At 62.3% G+C, this 16,017-nt stretch carries 17 protein-coding genes; 3 read left to right on the forward strand and 14 right to left on the reverse strand.

The window, feature by feature from the left end; all coding sequences use genetic code 11:
* The first annotated feature begins 105 nt into the window (after window positions 1-105).
* Window positions 106-1,131: an AraC family transcriptional regulator gene (locus BM160_RS06815; RefSeq protein WP_092002517.1), complete on the forward strand. Its 1,026-nt coding sequence runs from the start codon at window positions 106-108 to the stop codon at window positions 1,129-1,131.
* A gap of 167 nt (window positions 1,132-1,298) precedes the next feature.
* On the opposite strand, the gene BM160_RS06820 is transcribed toward BM160_RS06815, so the two are convergent.
* From BM160_RS06820 to BM160_RS06830, 3 genes are all read right to left on the reverse strand, one after another.
* Entirely contained in the window at window positions 1,299-2,693 is a 1,395-nt protein-coding gene (locus BM160_RS06820; protein ID WP_255368705.1) for a patatin-like phospholipase family protein, read from the reverse strand.
* 21 nt (window positions 2,694-2,714) lie between these two features.
* Window positions 2,715-3,368 carry an HAD family hydrolase gene (locus tag BM160_RS06825; RefSeq protein ID WP_092002519.1) on the reverse strand — a complete coding sequence of 218 codons (654 nt, stop codon included), beginning with the start codon at window positions 3,366-3,368 and terminating at the stop codon, window positions 2,715-2,717.
* Between the two features lie 62 nt (window positions 3,369-3,430).
* Window positions 3,431-3,856: a YchJ family protein gene (locus tag BM160_RS06830; RefSeq protein WP_177218946.1), complete on the reverse strand. Its 426-nt coding sequence runs from the start codon at window positions 3,854-3,856 to the stop codon at window positions 3,431-3,433.
* A gap of 308 nt (window positions 3,857-4,164) precedes the next feature.
* On the opposite strand from BM160_RS06830, the gene BM160_RS06835 reads away from it, so the two are divergent.
* Complete coding sequence (locus BM160_RS06835) at window positions 4,165-4,653, forward strand: nuclear transport factor 2 family protein (protein ID WP_092002521.1); 489 nt, start codon at window positions 4,165-4,167, stop codon at window positions 4,651-4,653.
* Window positions 4,654-4,822: 169 nt separating this feature from the next.
* Here BM160_RS06835 and BM160_RS06840 read toward each other — a convergent pair whose 3' ends face one another.
* The 10 genes from BM160_RS06840 to BM160_RS06885 form a co-directional block, all read right to left on the reverse strand.
* The gene (locus BM160_RS06840; RefSeq protein WP_092002523.1) at window positions 4,823-5,239 is read right to left on the reverse strand and encodes a rhodanese-like domain-containing protein; all 417 of its coding nucleotides are present in this window, start codon (window positions 5,237-5,239) and stop codon (window positions 4,823-4,825) included.
* A 183-nt stretch (window positions 5,240-5,422) separates the two neighbouring features.
* The gene (locus BM160_RS06845; RefSeq protein WP_092002525.1) at window positions 5,423-6,550 is read right to left on the reverse strand and encodes an acyl-CoA dehydrogenase family protein; all 1,128 of its coding nucleotides are present in this window, start codon (window positions 6,548-6,550) and stop codon (window positions 5,423-5,425) included.
* A gap of 55 nt (window positions 6,551-6,605) precedes the next feature.
* A complete protein-coding gene (locus BM160_RS06850) occupies window positions 6,606-7,274 on the reverse strand; it encodes an SDR family oxidoreductase (RefSeq protein WP_092002660.1) in 669 nt (222 codons plus the stop codon).
* A gap of 67 nt (window positions 7,275-7,341) precedes the next feature.
* Window positions 7,342-7,974 (reverse strand): pyridoxamine 5'-phosphate oxidase family protein, encoded by a 633-nt coding sequence (locus tag BM160_RS06855; protein WP_092002527.1) that lies wholly within the window; start codon window positions 7,972-7,974, stop codon window positions 7,342-7,344.
* 19 nt (window positions 7,975-7,993) lie between these two features.
* Window positions 7,994-9,175 carry an acetyl-CoA C-acyltransferase gene (locus BM160_RS06860; RefSeq protein ID WP_092002663.1) on the reverse strand — a complete coding sequence of 394 codons (1,182 nt, stop codon included), beginning with the start codon at window positions 9,173-9,175 and terminating at the stop codon, window positions 7,994-7,996.
* 72 nt (window positions 9,176-9,247) lie between these two features.
* Window positions 9,248-11,065, reverse strand: coding sequence for a bifunctional isocitrate dehydrogenase kinase/phosphatase (gene aceK / locus BM160_RS06865; RefSeq protein WP_092002529.1), 1,818 nt, complete (start codon window positions 11,063-11,065; stop codon window positions 9,248-9,250).
* A gap of 83 nt (window positions 11,066-11,148) precedes the next feature.
* Window positions 11,149-11,808: a carbonate dehydratase gene (gene can, locus BM160_RS06870; RefSeq protein WP_092002531.1), complete on the reverse strand. Its 660-nt coding sequence runs from the start codon at window positions 11,806-11,808 to the stop codon at window positions 11,149-11,151.
* Between the two features lie 20 nt (window positions 11,809-11,828).
* Window positions 11,829-13,007, reverse strand: a complete 1,179-nt coding sequence (locus BM160_RS06875) for an isovaleryl-CoA dehydrogenase (RefSeq protein ID WP_092002533.1) — start codon at window positions 13,005-13,007, stop codon at window positions 11,829-11,831.
* A 35-nt stretch (window positions 13,008-13,042) separates the two neighbouring features.
* Entirely contained in the window at window positions 13,043-13,486 is a 444-nt protein-coding gene (locus BM160_RS06880; RefSeq protein WP_092002535.1) for a PaaI family thioesterase, read from the reverse strand.
* Window positions 13,487-13,558: 72 nt separating this feature from the next.
* The gene (locus BM160_RS06885; RefSeq protein WP_092002537.1) at window positions 13,559-13,954 is read right to left on the reverse strand and encodes a MerR family transcriptional regulator; all 396 of its coding nucleotides are present in this window, start codon (window positions 13,952-13,954) and stop codon (window positions 13,559-13,561) included.
* Between the two features lie 114 nt (window positions 13,955-14,068).
* Here BM160_RS06885 and BM160_RS06890 point away from each other — a divergent pair, with 114 nt between their 5' ends.
* Window positions 14,069-15,166: an MBL fold metallo-hydrolase gene (locus BM160_RS06890; protein WP_092002539.1), complete on the forward strand. Its 1,098-nt coding sequence runs from the start codon at window positions 14,069-14,071 to the stop codon at window positions 15,164-15,166.
* A gap of 147 nt (window positions 15,167-15,313) precedes the next feature.
* Here the strand turns inward: BM160_RS06890 and BM160_RS06895 are convergent, their stop codons facing one another.
* Entirely contained in the window at window positions 15,314-15,958 is a 645-nt protein-coding gene (locus BM160_RS06895) for a response regulator (RefSeq protein ID WP_092002542.1), read from the reverse strand.
* Window positions 15,959-16,017: the final 59 nt, after the last annotated feature.

The raw sequence follows: 16,017 nt of genomic DNA on the forward strand, positions 1-16,017 counted from the left end.
CAGCTCGGGCGGATGTCACAGTATGGCGCACACCGGGTGATGCGGCGTCCTTTCGAGAGGCCACGAAGGTTGCAAATCGCGCCACCTACTGGCACACTTCACGCCATGTCAAGCGCCCCGCCCGCAGCCGCCGTCACACCCATAGCCTTTGTGCAGGCCATTGTTTTTGCGTATGAGAAGCGGGATATGAATCCAGCCAATGCACTGACACAGGCACAAATCGCGCCGTCTGCATTGCTCAATGCGTCCGCACGCATTACCGCCTGGCAGATGGAGCGCATCTCTGGGGCCGCCATGCAGGAACTGGACGACGAGGCGCTGGGCTGGTTCAGCCGGCGCCTGCCCTGGGGCAGCTATGGCATGCTGGCGCGCGCCTGCCTGAGCGCGCCCAGCCTGGGCGTGGCGCTCAAGCGCTGGTGCCGGCACCACGGGTTGATTACCGACGACATCACGCTCAAGCTGAGCACGACGGGCAACACGGCGCTGCTCACCATCGCCGAGCATCGCGACCTGGGGCGCTTGCGCGAGTTCTGCCTGGTGTCAGTGCTGCGCAACATCCTGGGCCTGGCCTGCTGGCTGATCGACTCGCGCATTCCGCTGCAGGGCGCGCAGTTTCCCTTTGCCGCGCCGCCGCACCAGAGCGCCTACGGCGTGCTGTTTTCAGGCACCACGGCGTTTGATGCCGCGCCGGCCGGCCTGCGCTTTGACACCCGCTACCTGGCCTTGCCGCTGCGGCGTGATGAGAAGGCGCTGCAGCAGATGCTGCAGCGCGCCTTGCGGCTCACGGTGCTGCCTTACCGGCGCGATCGGCTGCTGGTGCAGCGCGTGCGCCAGGCGCTGGCCAGCCATCCGGCGCAAACCCATAACGCCGATGCGCTGGCGGCGCTGCTGCATGTCTCGCCGCGCACGCTGCACCGCCAGCTAAAGGAAGAAGGCGCCTCGCTGCAGACGCTGAAAGACGAAGTACGGCGCCAGCGCGCGCTGGACCTGCTGCTGCGCACCAGCCGCCCGATCAAGCAAGTCGCCGAGGCCGCCGGCTTTCAGAACGAAAAAAGCTTTATGCGCGCCTTCAAGGGCTGGACCGGCCAGTCACCGGCGGAGCTCAGGCAGGGCAAGCCGCCGCTGGCCTGATCGGTCCCTTTTCCAAACCGGCCAACAGGCAGGCGCACCCCGCCATCCATGCACAAGTTCTGTGGACAAGTTTGTGCACTGCCCTAGGGAAAAGCCTCGAAATCCTTGCCTGGCGCGGCCTGCAGGGTGATGCCCACCAAACAGGCAAGGTGGATAAACCGCCAGCATCAGGGGCCGGGCAGCGGATTCAAGGCGCGCAGCAGGGACTGGAACTCCGGCGAGCGGCGCAACACCTGACGCCCCGCGTCGATGAGTCGCCCCACATCCGTCGGCGCGATGCTGAAGGCGGTGGGAATCTGCAGCAGCGTCTGGCGGTCGGCCCATTCGGGCGTGTCGCGCAGATTGACCTGGATCACATAGACCTGGGCATCGGGAGCAAAGGCGTCTGAGCCGCCCGATGCACCGCTGCGCAACTCCTGCTTCCATTGCCTGGCCAGATCGGTCAGAAACTCCTGGGTTTCCAGCGTGGCGCGCGCCCCCGCGCCAAACAGCAGCGCATCCACCACCTGCGTGACGCCAGGCACCTTGTCGCTGGCGTCTATGCGCTCGGCCGGGTCACGCTCGGAGTTCACGGTGATCAACACCAGCTGGCGCACGCTGCCCGGCGCCGCGCTCAACGTGCGCACCGTGCTGCGCAGACTGCCGTTGACCAGGGTGCGGTCCAGCAGTCGGCGCACACCCAGGTTGTCGGACAGCCCGCCATCCACCAGATGGATGAAAGGACGCGCCTGGGCATCCAGGTAGCTATGGACCTGCGAGCGGTACAGGCGCACCCGGTAATCGTCCTGCCCTCTGGGCACCAGGCCCTGGGCCGGTCTGGCGCGCGGGCAAGCCGCCGCATAGTTTTTGAGCGTCAGCGGACTCAGCACGATGGGCACGGCCGATGATGCCGCTACCGCGAAGGAAAGCGGCACCGTACTCAGGTCGGAGCAAATCAGCTCAAACTGCTCGGAGGTGAATTCGAAACCCGCGCCCAGCGACAAGTCGGTCGCGGTGATCAGCAGCTGCGGGTTGCCGGCACGGCGCTCCAGGTCGCCATAGGTCTTGCCCCGGTAGAGTTCATCGAGCCGGCGCGCCAGCATATGGCTGCGGCCAAACCAGGGCGAGCTCAAGTCGTACAGATTGGCCGGCTTGAGGGTCTGGGTGATCAGGCTGTTCTGAAAGCTCTGGCGCAGAAAATCCCGCTCGAAATTTGGCAGGCCCTCGCTACCGAAAGCGGCGTAGTAGGCCGCGATGATGCTGCCGCCCGAGACGCCGCTGATCACATCCACCTCATCCAGCAGACTGCCCACCACGGCGCCGTCTTCGCGCACGGGAATGCGCTGCAACTCACTGAGCACGCCGTAGCCAAAGGCGGCGGCGCGGGCGCCACCGCCCGAGAGCGTCACCACCATCAATACGGACGGCCTATTGCTGAATTCAGTGGCCGGCTCACCCGCCTGCATGGCTACCGGCGCATCGGCAGGCGGCAGCGGCTCATTTATCCAGGGTTTGACCGTGGAACAGGCCGCGACCAGCCCGGCCAGCGCCAGCAGCACAGGCAACCTAAGCAAGCGACCCATGGCCGTGTTGGCAGCCATCAGTCAGCAGCCCAGCAAAGCCGGCAGCGCCCGCATGTGGTTGAACACCTGTGCCGCACCGGCCTCGCGCAGAGCCGCGCCATCGTCCAGTGGCGCATAGGCAAAAACGGTGGCGCCGGCCGCCACGCCGGCGCACACGCCGGTCACCGTGTCTTCCACCACGGCACAGCCGCGCGGGTCGGCGCCCAGATGCGCGGCAGCAGCCAGATAGACATCGGGCGCTGGCTTGGAGCGCGGCATTTCGTGGCCGCTGAAAATTCGGCCCTCAAAGTAGCCCATCAGCCCGACCTGCTGCAACTGCATCTCCACCTTGAAACGGTCTGCGCCCGAGGCGCAGGCCATGCGCTGGCCGGCGCTGGCATGCACGGCCGCCACGGCCTCGTGCACGCCCGCTATGGCCTGCAGCCGCGCCGTCAGTTCCCGGTTGCGCCGGGCATAAAACTCGGCCATCCAGTCTTCGGTCAGCGGCCTACCGGTGCGCGCCTCGATGAGGGCGCGTTCATCGCGCACCGCCTTGCCGATAAAAAGCCGCATGCACTCGGCCGGCGTGAGCGACCAGCCGCCCTCCTCCAGCATGTCACGCAGCACGCCATTGGTAATGGGCTCGCTGTCCACCAGCACGCCATCACAGTCAAACAAAACGGCTTCGAATTTCATTTTTTACTCATTTATTAATAGCTTCTTGCGCCCGTATTTATTGGGCCAGAGCCATATTTCACTTAAAACTGATCGCCATCGACGTAATACCAGCGCCCCTGCTCACGCACAAAGCGGCTGCGCTCGTGCAGGCGCACGGCGCGGCCGCCCTCGCGGTAGCGGGCGACAAACTCGACCTCGGCGTGGTCGGCGTCCTGCACGCGCTGCGAACGCACTTCCAGCCCCAACCATTTGGCGGCCGGCTCCAGTGTCAGCTCGGCCGGGCGCGTGCTGCCATGCCAGGTGGCGAGCAGATAGTCGCGGCGGCCCAGCACAAAAGCGCTGTAGCGCGAGCGCATCAGGACTTCGGCGTCGGGCGCTGGCGTGCCGCTCAAGTCATCCAGATAGCGGCCGCAGCAGGCGGCAAAAGTCAGAGGCTGGGCCTGGCTCGACTTGGCCGGATTCAGCGCCTTGGCAGCGCTGCGACCACAAGGGCAAGGCGTCGTCATGCGCCTTGGGCCTCAAAGCCACGGGCCCGTTGAGCGTCATGGTCGCGCATCCAGATAGTGTTCATGGTTCCGATTTTTACAGATAGCGCCTGAACAGGGCCGAGGTGATTTGAAATGGAAGGAGTTCTGGCTGTGCCCATGGTGATTTTGGAGCGAATAAAAAGCCCCCGGCACAGCCCTGTTGGCTTAAGATCAAAAACCTTTGTTCGCATGCGGCCACCACGTTTTTCGCAAACCGTTCAAACAAGACCTTAGGCATAAAAGTGATGACGCGGATTCAATGCGGCGGGCTACCAAAAGAGGTTTTCATGAAACACTTTTCGTTCGGCTTGTTGTTGATCGCCGCCGCTTTGGCCGGCTGCGCCTCCACCCAAGTCACTCCCAATCAGGCGTCAAGCGCCCGCACCGAGAGCTGCAAAGCCGCCTCACAAGCGGACATTGCCTCGCTGTTTGATCGCTGGAACCGATCCCTGCAAACGGGTGACCCACAGAAGGTGGTCGCCAACTACGCGCAGCAGTCCATCCTGTTGCCCACGGTGTCAAACACGCCCCGCCTCACGCCCGCGGAAAAGCTCGACTACTTTCAACATTTTTTAGAAAATCGCCCCTCCGGCAAGATCGACATGCGCGTGATTGAGATCGACTGCAACACCGCCTGGGACGCCGGCCTGTATACCTTCACCTTTGCCAAAACCGGCGCCTCGGTCAGCGGACGCTACAGCTACACCTATCGCTGGAACGGCTCGGACTGGTTGATCACCAGTCACCATTCATCGGCCATGCCCGAGAGCAAATAGTGTGGGGTGGTGGCAGGCAGCGGCTGCGCTTGCGCCACCAGCGAAGTCATCGTGAGTGCTTCTGACGAAGGCCGTAGGTGCTATCTAATAAATAGCAATCTTCGCTTATACAGTGCACGCTATCGACTTATTTCGCTCAAAAGTGAAGGCCACTTATATGCATATATGCTCAGGCCTTTTTGGCCTTGCGCGCTTCCAGCGTTTCGGTGGGCGCGCCCTGCTTGAGCCATTCGGCAAAGCCGCCATCTATGTGAGCGACGTTGCACATGCCCATGTCCTGCAAGGTCTTGGTGGCCAGCGCGCTGCGCCAGCCGGCGCCGCAAAACAGGATGAACTCCCGGCTCTCGTCGGCAAACACCGGCTTGTGGTACGGCGAGGCCGGATCGACCCAGAATTCGAGCATGCCGCGCGGTGCCAGAAAGGCACCGGGTACCGTACCTTCGCGCTCCAGCTCGCGCACATCGCGGATGTCCACGATCTGCACTTTCGGGTCGGACAAGCGGCTTTGAACCTCGGCCACCGAATAGGTTTTGACCTGGGCCATGGCCTCGTCAACGAGGGCGCGGAATCCTTTGGTGATGGGCATGGTCTTGTCTCCTACTGGGGGTTGTGAACAGATGCTCAAGTTTACGGCGTGCGCCACCATCCGGCTGAACCAAGGCCCCGTACCCAAACCAAGCAGGGGCCGCGGGACCGGCTTTGCCGGACCGCAGGCGCAGCGGCCCCCTCGGGGGCAGGGAGTTACACGCAGTGAACGACCGTGGGGGACCTAAAGTGCTCGCTGAATGATGATTTTCTGCACGTCGGACGTGCCCTCATAAATCTGGCAGACGCGCACGTCGCGGTAAATGCGCTCCAGCGGAAAGTCGCTGACATAGCCGTAGCCGCCCAGGGTCTGGATGGCGGCGCTGCAGACCTGCTCGGCCATCTCGCTGGCAAACAGCTTGGCCATGGCGGCCTCCTTCAGGCAGGGCCGGCCGGCGTCGCGCAGGCTGGCGGCATGCCAGATCAGCTGGCGTGCCGCCTCAATTTTGGTGGCGCACTCGGCCAACCGGAAACCCACGGCCTGGTGATTCATGATGGCGGTGCCAAAACTCTGACGCTCCTTGGCGTAAGCCACGGCCACCTCAAACGCGCTGCGCGCCATGCCCACGCTCTGGGCCGCGATGCCTATGCGCCCGCCTTCGAGCGCGCCCAGCGCGATCTTGTAGCCCTCGCCTTCGGCACCGATCAGGTTTTCGGCCGGGATGCGGCAGTTGTCGAAATTGATCTGCGCGGTGTCACTGCTGTGCTGGCCCAGCTTGTCTTCCAGACTCGCCACCACATAGCCGGGCGCGTTGGTAGGCACCATGAAGGCGCTCATGCCCTTCTTGCCGGCGCCCTTGTCTGTCACGGCGATGACGATGGCAGCATGGCCGTTCTTGCCGCTGGTGATGAACTGCTTGACGCCGTTGATCACATATTCATCACCCTGTTTCACCGCCGTGGTGCGCAGCGACGAAGCATCGCTGCCCACATGCGGCTCGGTCAGGCAGAACACGCCCAACATCTGGCCCTGCGCCAGCGGTGTCAGCCACTGCTTTTTCTGCTGCGCATTGCCGTAGCGCATCAAGATGGCATTGACCGGGCAGTTGGTGACGCTGATGGCGGTGCTGGTGCCGCCGTCGCCAGCGGCAATTTCTTCCAGCACCAGCGCCAGCGTGAGGTAGTCGAGATGGGCGCCGCCAAACTCTTCGGGCACACAAATGCCGTAAGCGCCCAGTGCCGCCAGGCCCTGGTGCGCTTCCTTGGGGAAGTGGTGTTCCTTGTCCCAGCGTGCGGCGTGGGGCCACAGTTCGGCTTGCGCAAAGTCGCGCACGGCGTCACGGATCATTTCCTGGTCAGAGGTCAGCAGCATGGTGAAAATCTCCGTTGGTTCTTGGTCTGTCGTTATTCAAAAAAATCGGTCGGCGCTACCACTGCGCCATGCGCTGGCCGTCGTGGCGCAGCAGGCGCCCACGGTCGGCCGGCGTCACGCTGGCCAGGGTGCGCATCAGGCCATGCACACTGTCGGCCATGCTCAGCGGTGCGGCGGCACCGCCCATGTCGGTCTGGGTCCAGCCCGGGTCCAGCGCCACCAGGGTGGCGCGCGGCCAAGCTGGCTGGGCCGCCGCCACGGCCATGTTCAGCGCCGCCTTGCTGACGCGGTACAGCCAGGCATCGCTGTCTGCCGCGCTGATCAGCGACATCTCGCTGGAGAAAAATCCGAACACGCCGTCGGCCTCTTCCACCAGCGGCGCCACCTGGGGCAACACCTGCATGGCGCCCAGCACATTGGCGTGCAGCACCCGGTCGAACTGTTCACGGGTGGGCGGCGTGGCCGCGTCATGGCCATCCCACACGCCGGCCACGTATAGCGCCAGGGCTATCTTTTCGCCGTCCAGCGTCCAGGCCAGGCTGCTCACGCTCGCGGGCTGGGCCACATCGACCGTGAGCACCTTCTCCACGCCCAGCGCCTGCAGGCGCTCGCGTCCGGCGGCATCGCGTGCGGTGGCGAACACGCGCTCGCCCGCCTGCACATACTGGCGTGCCAGCTCCAGGCCCAGCCCGCGCGAGGCGCCTATGATCAAGACAATTGGTATCAAATTGGCCTCCAGCGCTTATGCAGAAAGCGCAAGCAGCTATCAAATTGGAAGCATTCTAGCGACATCATCCCACCCACGGCGCTTGCTCATCGGCGATCTGCCGCGCGTAGCGCTGCACCATGGCTTCTTGCGACTCCTGCACCGGGCCGGCGTGGATCTGGTCGTGGATCATTTCGTTCATGGTCGGCAAGGCGCTTCGTTCGATGTGCGCACCGGCCTGCCACAGGCGCGAGCGCATCAGCGCCTTGGCGCAATGCAGGTAGACCTCGGCCACCTGCACCTCAATCACCAGCTTGGGGCGCTGGCGCTCGGCGCTAAAGCGCTCGGTGAATGCGGGCTCGTCACGCAGCCGCGCCCTGCCATTGATGCGCAGGGTTTCGTCCACGCCCGGGATCATGAACAACAGGCCGATGCGCGGGTCCTGCAGCAGGTTGCCCAGCGTATCTAGCCGGTTGTTGCCGCCCGCATCGGGCAGCAGCACGGTGTGCGCGTCGGCCACCTGCACAAAGCCCGGCGGTCCGCCGCGCGGCGACGCGTCCATGAACGCGCCGGCGCCGCCACCAGTGGACAGTACGCAAAAAGGCGACAGCGCCATGAAGCGCTGGCAGTGCGCGTCCAGCCGCGCCTGCTGCTTGCGCAGCGCGCGCTCGCCGGGCGCGGCATACAGCGCACGCAGTTGTTCAGCCGTCGTGATCATGGCGCGATGCGGGCGCGCTTCAGACCAGTTCGATCGCCAGCGCCGTGCCTTCGCCGCCGCCTATGCACAAGGTGGCCACGCCTTTTGTGAGGCCGCGCGCCTTCAGCGCATGGATTAGCGTAACGATGATGCGGGCGCCGGACGCGCCAATCGGGTGGCCCAGCGCGCAGGCGCCGCCGTTGACGTTGACGATGTCGTGGCTGATGCCCAATTCCTTCATCGCGGCCATGGGCACCACGGCAAAGGCTTCGTTGATTTCCCACAAGTCCACGTCCTTGACGCTCCAGCCGATTTTCTTCAGCAGTTTTTGCACAGCACCGACCGGTGCGGTGGAGAACCACTCGGGCGCTTGGGCAAAGGTGGCGTGGCCGACGATGCGGGCTATTGGCGTGGCGCCCAGCTCTTTCGCGGTGGATTCGCGCGCCAGCACCAGGGCGGCGGCGCCGTCGTTGATGGAGGAGCTGGAAGCGGCGGTGATGGTGCCGTCTTTCTTGAAGGCGGGCTTGAGCGCTGGAATCTTGTCGAGTTTGACCTTGCCCGGACCTTCGTCGATGGAGATCACGGTGTCGCCGCTGCGGCCCTTGACGGTGACGGGCGTGATCTCGGCCTTGAAGGCGCCGGATTCGGTGGCGGCCTTGGCGCGCTGTACGCTGGCGGTGGCAAAGGCGTCTTGCGCCTCGCGGCTGAACTGGTATTTGGCGGCGCAGTCTTCGCCGAAAGTACCCATGGAGCGGCCGGGCTCGTAAGCGTCTTCCAGTCCGTCCAGCATCATGTGGTCAAACACACGGTCGTGGCCAATGCGCATGCCGCCTCTGGCCTTGGGCAGCAGATAAGGCGCGTTGGTCATGCTTTCCATGCCGCCGGCAACCACCACGTCACGGCTGCCTGCCAACAGCTGGTCATTGGCCAGCATGGTGGCCTCCATGCCGGAGCCGCACATCTTGGACAGCGTGACCGCGCCCACACTGGCCGGCAGGCCACCCTTGAAACCGGCCTGGCGTGCCGGCGCCTGGCCCTGGCCGGCCATCAGGCAGTTGCCAAACAGCACTTCGTCGACTTTTTCGGGCGCAATGCCAGAGCGCTCTATGGCCGCCTTGATGGCGGCGCCACCCAGATCATGCGCCGAGAGGCTGGCGAAATCGCCCTGGAAAGCCCCCATGGGGGTGCGGGCGGCGCCGAGGATGACGATGGAATCAGACATGGTTTTCTCCTTGAACATTAAAAGGGACGAAACAAATCAAACAAGTCCTTGCGCGCTCGGCTCTCTGGCGCATTACTCGGGTTTTTCCTTGCGCGGCAAATGGGCAAAACGCTTGCTGCGCTCGTAGGGGAAGACATCGTGCACGTGGCCGGCCCGGATGCGCGCCTGGTGGCTTTGCCAGAAACCGGCTTCCAGCAAATCGCCATGGTGCTTCATGAAGAATTCGCGCACCGTGTCGTTGCCCAGCAGGAAGGGACCAAAGGTTTCGGGAAACACGTCCCTGGGGCCTACCGAATACCAGACCTCGCCGCTCATTTCCTCTTCCTCGTTGCGCGGCGCCGGCACGCGGCGAAAGTTGCAGTCGGTGATGTATTCGATTTCGTCGTAGTCGTAAAACACCACCTTGCCGTTGCGCGTGATGCCGAAGTTTTTCCACAGCATGTCGCCGGGAAAGATGTTGGCCGCCACCAGGTCTTTGATGGCGTTGCCGTATTCGATCACGGCGCCCTCGACCTGCTCGCGGGCGCGGACGTCGTCGACGCCGGTGGCCAAGGCTTCCTGCAGGTAGATATTGAGCGGAATCATGCGCCGCTCTATGTACAGGTGCTTGATGATGAGTTCTTCGTGGCCATCGCCGTCGCGGTCGCTGATCTCCAGCTGGCTGGGGGCAAACTTGCGGATTTCCTCGACCAGCGCTTCTTCGAAGCGTTCACGCTGGAAGGCGACTTGGCTGTACTCCAGCGTGTCGGCCATGCGACCGACGCGGTCATGCTGCTTGACCAGCAAATACTTGCCCTTGATCTGCTCGCGCGTGGTGTCTTTTTGCGGCGGGTAGTAGTCCTTGATCAGCTTGAACACATAGGGAAACGAAGGCAGGTCAAACACCAGCATGACCATGCCCTTGATGCCGGGGGCGATGCGAAACTTGTCGCTGGAATGCTTGAGGTGGTAGAGGAAGTCGCGGTAAAACAGCGTCTTGCCCTGCTTGGCCAGGCCCAGCGCGTTGTAAATTTCATTGCGCGGCTTGCGCGGCATCAGGGAGCGCAAAAACTGCACATAGGCACTGGGAACCTCCATGTCGACCATGAAGTAGGCCCGGGCAAAGCTGAACAGCGCCTGCAAATCATCCTCGCCGAACAAGGCCGCATCGATCACCAGCTTGCCGCTCTTGGCGCTGTGCAACAGCGGCAGCGCAAACGCCACCTCCGTAAAGCCGTTGATGATCTTGCCCACCACGTAGGCGCCCTTATTGCGAAAGAACAGCGAGGACAGCACCTGAATCTGGAAATTGGCGCGCAGCTTGACCTTGGCGATGTGCTCGCTGATGGCCGCCAGCACAAAATCGACATCGCGCGGCAGGGCTTCAAATTCGCGCTGCAATTGAAAGCTGTCGACGATGCGCAAAATGGTGTCGCGCAAGCTGTCGCGGCTCGGGTAGTAGGCACGGTAGGTCGGCCTGGCCGCCGGCTCGTCGTTTTCGATGTACTCGGTGCTGACCGCCGGCCGCACAAAGATGAAGTCGTTGTGAAAGTGGGTGCGGTGCAGTATCTTGGTCGTGACCGAATTGAAAAAGGTTTCGGCCAGCTCGGGCTGGTGGTGATTGACCAGCAAGCCTACGTAATGCAGCTTGATCTGGTGCCAGACGTCCATGGGCTGCGCGCCGGCCTTGAACTCTTTTTCCAGCCGCATGACGCATTCCTTGACGCGCAAGTCGTAGAACTCGATGCGCTCGCGCTGGGCTCGCTGCTGGCCGTGCCAGTCTGCGGTTTCAAAGCGGTGCTTGGCGCGCGCTGACTCGGAACGAAACAGCCGGTAATGGCGGTTAAAGCCATCCATCATCGCTTTGGCGATGTCATAGGCGAGGGGTGAGTCCAGCCGCTGCGGGAACATGTCAGGGCCCGTCCGGCCGCCCGCAGGGCACTGAGCGCGCCCTGGCGGGGCGGCGAACACAGTGTGCGTGGCGGCGTTTCATACTAGCTCCTGGCGGCGATCACACCCTCGATGGCAGCACGGTACAGCGGCTCAATCGAGTCGGTGCTGGACACCGTCATCTGCAGATCCTGCAGCAGGCCGTCATGCACACCAAAGGCCCAGCCATGAATATGAACCTTCTGGCCCTTGGCCCAGGCATCCACCATCACGGTACTGACGCAGACGTTGACCACCTGCTCGATCACATTGAGGTCGCACAGCGCATCGGCACGGTGCGCCTCGGGCAGGCCCTCAAGCAGCCCGCGGTGCCGATCGCGCACATCCTGGATATGGCGTATCCAGTTGTCGGCCAGGCCTATGCGCTTGCCTTCCAGCCCCGCCTGCACCCCGCTGCAGCCGTAGTGGCCGACCACCATGATGTGCTCTACCTTGAGCATTTCCACCGCGAACTGTATCGCCGAAAGCGCGTTCAGGTCGGAGTGCACGACGATGTTGGCCACGTTGCGGTGGACGAAGACCTCGCCGGGCTCCAGCCCGGTGATCTGGTTAGCGGGCACGCGGCTGTCGGAGCAGCCAATCCACATATACCTGGGCGTTTGCTGCTTGACCAGACTCGAAAAGAAACCCGGCCGCTCGGCCTCCATCTGCGCGGCCCAGGCGCGGTTGTGGCCAAAGAGGTCTTGAATGTTTGCAGTAGTCATGGTGGCTATTTTCGCTTGGCTTACATTGTCTCGGCAAACAGCTCCCGGCCAATCAGCATCCGGCGAATTTCGCTGGTGCCAGCGCCAATTTCATAAAGTTTGGCATCGCGCCACAGGCGGCCCAGCGGGTATTCGTTGATATAGCCGTTGCCGCCGAAGATCTGCACGCCCTCGCCGGCCATCCAGGTGGCTTTTTCTGCGGTCCACAGAATCACGGAGGCGCAGTCCTTGCGCACCTGGCGCACATGCTCTGAGCCCAGCAAGTCGAGGTTTTTGGCCACGGTGTAGGCAAACGAACGTCCGGCCTGCAGCACGGTGTACATGTCGGCAACCTTGCCCTGTATCAGCTGGAATTCACCAATGCTCTGGCCGAACTGCTTGCGGTCGTGGATGTAGGGGATGACGTTATCCATAACGGACTGCATGATGCCCAGGGGACCGCCGGTGAGCACTGCGCGTTCGTAGTCGAGGCCGCTCATCAACACCTTGGCGCCGCCGTTGAGGTTGCCCAGGATGTTTTGCGCCGGCACTTCAACGTTGTTGAAAACCAGCTCGCCGGTATGGCTGCCGCGCATGCCCAGCTTGTCCAGCTTTTGCGCAATGGAGAAACCCTTCATGCCTTTTTCGATCAGAAAGGCCGTGACGCCGCGCGTGCCCAGCTCGGGCTCGGTCTTGGCATAGACCACCAGGGTGTCGGCGTCCGGGCCGTTGGTGATCCACATCTTGTTGCCGTTGAGCAGGTAGTAGCCGCCCTTGTCTTCGGCCTTGAGCTTCATGGAAAGCACATCGCTGCCGGCGCCCGGCTCACTCATGGCCAGCGCGCCCACATGCTCGCCGCTGATCAGTTTGGGCAGGTATTTCTGGCGCTGCTCGTCGGTACCGTTGCGCTTGATCTGGTTGACGCACAGATTGCTGTGCGCGCCGTAGGACAGGCCCACCGATGCACTGGCGCGGCTGATCTCTTCCATGGCAATCATGTGAGCCAGGTAGCCCATGTTGGCGCCGCCGTATTCTTCACCCACGGTGATGCCCAGCACACCCAGGGATCCCATTTTTTGCCACAAGTCCATGGGGAACTGGTCGCTGTGGTCAATCTCGGCGGCGCGCGGTGCAATTTCGCTTTGAGCAAATTCGTAGACCGCATCGCGCAAGGCGTCAATGTCTTCACCGAGTTGAAAGTTCAGTCCTGGCATGTTCATGGCTTATCTCCGTAGTTTTAGGTCAATCGAAAGGGTCAATAGGTTTTCGCAACAGGCACCAGCGTTTGCTGCATCACAGCGCAATCACTGGGCTGACCGCCGGCATCCTGATGCACCACATGGGCTGTGGTGACGATGATGCGCTTGCCCGCCTTGAGCACCTGGCCGGTGGCGCGCAGTTCGCCGCCCTGAAAGGCGGCCAGAAAGTTAATCTTGTATTCCACCGTGGTGACCTCCATGCCTTCCGGCGCCACGGTCAGTGCCGCATAGCCGCCGGCAATATCGGCCAGCGCGCCCATGGCGCCGCCATGAAAGCCGCCCTGCTGCTGGGTGACGCGCTCCGAATAAGGCAGGGCAATTTCGCACAGCCCCGGCTCAACGCGCAACAAGCGCGCGCCCAGGTGCTGCATCAGGCCCTGGCGTAAAAAGCTGGCTTCTATGCGCTGAAACAGCGCTGATGAGGGAGAAGTTGCATTCATGGGCAAGGCCTGTGAAAAGAGGTTGAAACGCTATCTTTTTGAATTGACGTTTACGTAAACGTCAATTATGAACTATTTCGATTTTTCAGCCTTGCTGAGCAGTGTCTTGGCCTCTTTTTCATGGGTGCGGATTTCATCCAGATTGGCCTGCAGGTCCAGCAGTTGCGCCTCCAGCTTTTTGCGGTGCTCGGTCAGCACAGCCAGGAACTTCTTCAATTGCGGCGCCGTGTCGCGCGGGCTGTCGTAGGAGTCGATGATTTCCTTGGCTTCGACCAAGGACAGCCCCAGGCGCTTGGCGCGCAGCGTGAGCTTGAGCCGGGTGCGGTCGCGCGCCGTGTAGACGCGGTTGCGCCCGCCTGGCCCCTCGCGCAGGGGTTGCAGTAGCCCCATATCCTCGTAAAACCGCATGGCGCGGGTGGTCAGATCAAACTCTTTGGCGAGATCGCTGATGGTGTAGGTGGTGGCCATGATGATAAGAAAAAAGCAAACAGGGGCAGAGGGAACAGCGTCAAACAAATGCGCTATCTACAATCAACAGATATATTACGTTTACGTAAACGTCAAATATAACGTGGATCCGACATGAACCTTCTTGAACAGCAACTCGACTACCCCTGGGGCGATACCTTGCCCGAGCAAGGCGCAAGCCTGGAACTGGCGCCAGGCATCAAATGGATTCGCATGGCCCTGCCCTTCGCGCTAGACCATATCAACCTGTGGCTGCTGCGCGATGAGATCGACGACCCGGATCGGCCCGGCGAAAAAATCCAGGGCTGGAGCATGGTCGACTGCTGCATCAGCCGGGATGAATCCAAGGCCCAGTGGGAAGCCATTTTTTCCACCCAGCTGGAAGGCTTACCGATTCTTCGCGTCATCGTGACCCATATGCATCCCGACCACATCGGCCTGGCCTACTGGCTATGCCAGCGCTGGACCACGGCAAACCATGTGTGCCGTTTATGGATCAGCGCTACCGACTACCAGGCTGCGTGCCTGGCATCGCAAAGCACGACCAGTTTTGGCGGCGACAAAGCGGCCAGGTTTTTTGCCTCTCACGGGCTGACCGATCCGGAGTCCGTCGAAAAAATCAGGGGCCGGACCGGCTACTACCCCAGCATGGTGCCTGAGGTCCCGCCCAGCTTTTGCCGGTTGATGGACGGCAAATCCATACGCATTGGCGGACGCGACTGGCATTGCATCAGTGGTTATGGCCATGCGCCCGAACATATTGCGTTGCATTGCGCCGAGGCCGGTTTGCTCATCAGCGGCGACATGGTGCTGCCGCGCATCTCCACCAATGTGAGCGTCTACGACATAGAACCCGAAGCCGACGCGCTGACGCTGTTTCTGACCTCCATCGACAAATTTCTGCCGCTGGCGCCGCAAACGCTGGTTCTGCCCTCGCATGGCAAGCCCTTTCGCGGCCTGCAGACGCGCATCAGGCAGTTGCACGATCACCACCGGGATCGCCTTGAAGAAGTGCTGCAGGCCTGCGTCGCAAGCCCCTGCTGCGCCGCCGACATATTGCCCATCATGTTCAAGCGCAAGCTGGACTTGCACCAGACCACCTTCGCCATGGGCGAGGCGCTGGCGCATTTGCATACGCTGTGGCTGGGGGGACAACTCAGGCGCAGCCTGGACTCGGACGGGATTTACCGCTTTCGCAGCGCTCCAGGCTGAAGCCATCCCAGGGGAGACAGAGAGCCACATGGTAGTAGAGCGAACGTAGGGGCTAGCGCGCCGCGAAGCGGCGCCCCGAGCAAGCGATGACCCCCTTGGGAGGCAGAGAGCCACACGCCAGTAGAGCGAGCGTGGGGGCCTGTTACTTCAGCGTCGCCACTTCCGGTTGGCCGTGACCAGCGCCGTCAGATAGCCGTGCAGCCAATCAAATTTGATGGGCTTTTGCAGCAGGTGGGCGTGCGGCGGCAATCCGCCCCGTGCCTCAATCGCCTCCAGCGGCAAGCCGCTGATCACGATGATCTGCATATCCGCCAGCTGATGGTTGCGCTTCAGGGCTTTCAGCATTTCTATGCCGTCCACGCCAGGCATGGACAAGTCCGTGATCAGCAAATCCGGCCGCATGCTGGCGATGTCCATCAAGGCCTCAAGCGCCGATGGCATCCAGGTGCAATCAATGGGCAAGTCCCATTCTTCAAATTGGCAGCGGTAGAGCTCTCGGGTGTTTTCGTCGTCCTCGACCATCAGCGCGCGCAAACGGTGCTTGGGATCGACATCAATGCGTGACAGTTGCGGGCTGTGTTTGGCCCGATAGGCATTGATGGACTGAATGGCAATGCGGCGGTGGCCGCCCAGTGTTTTCCAGGCCTCTATTTCGCCCTTTTCGACCAGCGACTGCACGGTGGCAACCGACAGCCCCAGCAGCTTGGCTGCATAGCTGGTGCCGCAGTAATCCTCACTGGAAAAGTCGGCTGCGGTAATGGCAGCCTCGAAGGATTTGGGCTCACGCGACATGGCAGCCAAGAGGATGGACGAGATTCATCATTTACAGCATTTTACTTATATTACGCAGC

It is taken from the genome of Polaromonas sp. OV174 (assembly GCF_900112285.1).
GTDB lineage: Bacteria > Pseudomonadota > Gammaproteobacteria > Burkholderiales > Burkholderiaceae_C > Polaromonas.